Source organism: Pseudoalteromonas sp. BSi20495 (assembly GCF_000241185.1).
Classification (GTDB): domain Bacteria; phylum Pseudomonadota; class Gammaproteobacteria; order Enterobacterales; family Alteromonadaceae; genus Pseudoalteromonas; species Pseudoalteromonas fuliginea.
In genome coordinates this window covers 1-4973 of sequence record NZ_BADY01000198.1, presented here as the reverse complement: position 1 = coordinate 4973, position 4973 = coordinate 1, and the positions used below count along the sequence as shown (strand labels likewise).

Genomic DNA, 4973 nt, shown 5'->3' with positions numbered 1-4973 from the left:
AGAGCCCGAATCTAACGATTCGGGCTTTTTTACGTCTTCATAAAAGTGAAATGTGCGCAATTAACACACACTCATATCGCGACACAAAGATAGTGTAGCATTTGCTATGTGGCTCTACACCGCTGTGGGCACTAAGAATTACCAGGCTTCAAATTAAAGAAACCCGTTACAGAAATGTGACGGGTTTTTTGCTGTCTGGGATTTAGTAAAAAGCCCATGCCGAACTCAGTAGTGAAACCAAAGCTTCGACCGATAATAGTGTAGCATTTCACTGTGGCTCTCCACCGCTGTGGGCACTATGACATGTTAATTACAAAAACAACACATAGGGCAAGTGCAGGTAGGTGTGTGGCCAGCGCAAACCTATGAAAATGTATATGGTTTACTATAAAGAATAAGGGGCTGTTACTAACAGCCCCTTATAATTAAGTTTTAAATTCAATTTCTATTTTATTATTTTCTAACTTGACACTGCTTGGTGGAAAGTTATGGGTTGTTTTAAGCAGTTTGTTGAAGATATGGATTTCCACCCCAGAATGTAAAACAGTATTTACGGTTAGAATGGCTTCATCAAGCAAGGTATTAAGTACTTGTTCTAAACTCGCCACCTGCTTTTCTAGTTGTTCAGCTTGTTGACTATGATGTAGCTGCGTGGAACCAATTTTGTTCATGAGTTCTCTTTTTTATCTGCATCTTTAATCAAGTCTGCTTTTCTAATGCGGCTTGTAAACTATCAACCTGTTCATTTGCAGCTGTTAATTCACTAAAAGACTTATCAATATCTTTGGTCATTTGAGTGGCTGAAGCGGCTAAATTGATTGCCATTTTAGTTCCTGATTCATTACCAATTTCTCCAGCAATTAATTTAGTAGCATCTAACACTTCACCCCCAAATAGCTTTCCTTTAGGTAGTTCTGATTGACCAATTTGAATTATATTTTTTGCTTTCATTGAGCTATGGCTGGCTTGGCGGTCAAGCAATATGTTATCAGCTTCAATGTAGCAATATTGAGAGTGTGAGGCATGCACATAGCCTGCGCAAATTATTCTGCTAGACAGCGATTTATCTTCAGGTTTTTGGTGACTAATAAGTTCTTGTTTTACAACTATATCGCCACCGGTGGTTAATTCGCCAGATTCGACAGCGGCAAAAACGGTGATGTCGCCAGTTACATTAATCCGCATCTCAGGTTCTACACTACTACTGACTATCACACTGCCTTCAAAGGCTATATGACCTGTTTTACAGAGACATAGTTGATAGTAAAAATATCATCAGCACGCATGCCGTTATTTATTTCTACAGGCACGCCAGCAATAGTAGAAAGTAATTCCATTGGATTTTTTTGGATATTTCAGTACCTTCTCCTGCAATTAAGGCATGAACTTGTCCGGGTTTAGCTAGTAAAACATTACCTATTACGGTAAACCCTTCTTGACCAGGAGTAGCAGGTTGCTGCTGGATTAGTAATTCACCCGGTTTTACACTTGCTAATTTACCAAAATCACGCATATCAACACTACCATCTTCTTTTAATTTGAGTGCTTTAAGGCGGTCTTTTAAGGTTTTAACCATGGCTTTAAATTTGCTATCTTGGCCGTCAGTAGGTAAACGTCCCTTAGCAAGTGAAGTGGCCCCGCTAACTAGAGAACCAGGTAGAAGTTCAAATTGCTTTTGTAAGAGCTGCTCTAAAAATGCTTGTTTATAACCTCTAGCAACATGCGCTTTAACTAATTCTTTTTTAGCTTCATCAAAGCTGAGTGTTGCACCACCTTTGGCGAGAGTGAGCGTGCCGGTGGCTAGCATTTTATCATCACTGCTCTCAGCGCTTAAGGTTGCATCGTGGCGTGTTGCAACAACTAAGATTCGTTCAGGTGTCGGACTGTTAAAATAGTTATTTATGGCGTCATGATCGATTTCACACTCGCTGTAAGGCGATTGTTCAATTGCTTCAATGATAAAAGTAGCACTGGCGGGTGCAGACTTACGCGTATCGAGTAGTACATTGCCATTATGAGCAAGTTTAAACACAGTTAATCTTTTCTACTACAAAAGTAAGGTTTAATGAAATAACGTTATTACAGAGTGTTAGAAATTTAGTTTTGAGTCAAGAAATCATCAAAGCGTCGTTATAGGATGGAATAAAAGCTATGAGCGCCGCTCATAGTTTATTGAGGTTAGTTTTTTGTAAGGTGGTCAATTTTTGCTCGTAATATTCCACTACACTTTATAACTGTATGTTCTGAGGATGGAGAGTATATTTTTTCTGATGAAAAAACTATTGCGAATTTTAATTTCAACTGCGGTGGTATAGCAAGTAATGGCAAAAGAGCGCTTATTTCTGCAATTCAATATCCTAAAAATCCTAGTAAATTAAGCAAACAAAATGATGCTGATAATATATTGGGTAATGTCGTGGCTTATGATGATGTAGATAGTAAATTACAGTTACTATCTGACAATGTTTTACATTCGGGGTCAATGCGTGTCGCCATTACCGAAAATCATGAAGATTGGGGGGTTACCCTAGGAGTCTAAATTTTTAGTGACGATTAAAAATCGCGTTTGCAATTTAAGCTCTAGTTTGTTAAAACGAGACAAACACTTTGATAATAAAGCCATAAACAGCAACAAATAGTCAATTAAAAAGACGCTGAGGTGTTAGGAATTTGCCAACTTTAGGTTATTAGTACAATAGGTTACGTACTAAAAAGCTATAAAGAAGGGCTTTTTAGTCTTAAGTTAACTCTTCTTAAGTAAGAAAATGCTAAATACTGAGGTATTCAGCTTTATGTATAGTAAATATCTTAAATGGTTATTTGATCAACTATGTTAACATCCACTTGGTTTACAAAATTTCAGCCTAAATTGGCTCCTCAACTAAGACTTATATGCTTTCCTTACGCGGGGGGGAGCGCATCTAATTTTTTTTCTTGGGCTTCTAAACTTCCGATTTGCGTTGAATTAGTAGCAATTCAATTACCTGGTAGAGGGAATCGATTTAATGAGCATCCTTATTCAAACATGGATGACTTAATTCAGTCTTTACTTGTTGACTTTAAAAGCATTATGGACAAACCGTATATACTATTCGGTCATAGCTTAGGAAGCAGAGTTGCATTTGAGTTAATGAATCAAATAAAGCAAGCAGACCTAATATTGCCAATACATTTTGTTGCCTCTGGGAGTAAAGGGCCAAATTGCCACCCGAGGAAGGAACCTATACATCATTTACCGGCTAAAGAGTTTATTTATGAGCTTAGTAACCTAAATGGTACACCTAAACAAGTATTAAAGAATAAAGAGATAATGGAGCTTTATTTACCTACGCTTAGGGCTGATTTTCAAATGGCGCATGAATATATTTATAAAGGTGACGATGTTTTTAATTGCCCTATTTCAGTATTAGGTGGTGAACAAGATATTGACATTACTTTATCGGATCTTCAAAGTTGGGGAAAACACTTTGAAGCCCCATGTGATGTCCATATATTACCCGGAGACCATTTTTTTGTGGATAGCCATAGTGGGCATGTATTGAAACAAGTAAATAGAATAATACAAGACCTATTAAACAATAGAAGTTGCTAAAGAATGTCAGTAGATAGTGATTTTATTCTCATTACTGTGGATCCCCTCTTTACCTCAATTTAGTTAAACAATATCGAAGTAATTAGCTGTGATTTTGATATATCGCTTATGATATAGGTTTATTTAAGCTCTACGGTGTAACTTTCCCTGATGAGCTAAAAACCCAGTAGTGAAGCGTCAAGCTGAATTTTTTGCAGGTAGGTATATAGCGAGTATGTCGGAGTAGACATAGAACAATGGCTAGATATAAAAACTATACAAAGTATTGAAAGTATTATCGTAACTAAAAATGAGCTTATTTATCTCCATCAACTCAGCTTTGTAATGGTCAACTAATTTTGGCCACAGTTTTAGAATCTTGATATCTAACCTCAGATTCATTTGGTGCTAAACCGGCATTATAATGATGCGGCCTAACATTATTGTAATATCCATTTATGTAATCACTAACGCTATATTTAGCGTCTATAAAATTTCCATATCCACTCTTTGGCATCCATTCCGTCTTAAAGCTTCTAAAAAATCGCTCCATTGGCGCATTATCCCAACAGTTTCCACGCCTGCTCATACTTTGTGTGATTTTATAGCGCCATAAACGTTGGCGATATTTTAAACTTGTATAATGACTACCTTGGTCAGAGTGAAACATCAGTCCTGTCGGTTTTCCTCTGCTTTCATACGCGAGTTCAAGCGCTTTTAGCGTTAAATTAGTATCTGGTGATAACGACATTGCCCAGCCAACCACTTTGCGTGCAAATAAATCAATAACGACGGCTAAATAAGCCCAGCGATTGCCCGTCCAAATATACGTCACATCACCGCACCACACGGTATCAGGCTCAACAACATCAAACTGTCTATCAAGCAGGTTTGGGATTTCAAGGTGTTCATTACCACCACGTTTATATGAACGTTGAGGTACTTGGCAGCTTTCGAGCTTTAATTTAACCATTAGCTTAGCTGCACGATAACGGCTCAATTCAAAATCATTGTTCGTTGCTATCGCTGCGATTGTCCGTGCCCCAGCTGAACCACCACTCATCGCATGTATTGCTTTTACTTCAGCCTCTAACCTTGCTTGCTCAGGTGTCGGCGCTGTATCCCGTATGGCCCAGTACTTATAGCTGCTGCGATGCACATTGAATACGCTACACAGCAGACTAATTGGATAACGCTCTCGTTGATTTAACTTCTCGATTAACGAGAATTGTTCAGGGAGTCGGACATCAAGAGAGCGGTGGTGTTATCAAGTGGTCAGTCCAACATGGTTTTTAATCATATCATTAGGAGTTAAATAGTTTAATATCCTTCTTGGTCGATTATTTAGTTTATTAGCGATTTTATCTAAATAACTTTGGTCAAAGCCATGTAGACTTGTCTT

The 4973-nt window shown here is 37.9% G+C and carries 1 protein-coding gene and 2 pseudogenes; 1 reads left to right on the top strand and 2 read right to left on the bottom strand.

What is annotated here, in order from left to right; translation table 11 throughout:
- Positions 1-425 precede the first annotated feature (425 nt).
- Positions 426-2032, bottom strand: a pseudogene (locus tag P20495_RS21135) (DUF342 domain-containing protein).
- A gap of 798 nt (positions 2033-2830) precedes the next feature.
- Between P20495_RS21135 and P20495_RS00415 the strand changes: the two are divergent.
- Positions 2831-3592, top strand: coding sequence for a thioesterase II family protein (locus tag P20495_RS00415; protein WP_008139472.1), 762 nt, complete (start codon positions 2831-2833; stop codon positions 3590-3592).
- A gap of 328 nt (positions 3593-3920) precedes the next feature.
- Here the strand turns inward: P20495_RS00415 and P20495_RS00420 are convergent.
- Positions 3921-4832 (bottom strand): annotated as a pseudogene (locus tag P20495_RS00420) (IS3 family transposase); the annotation flags it as partial.
- Positions 4833-4973 lie beyond the last annotated feature (141 nt).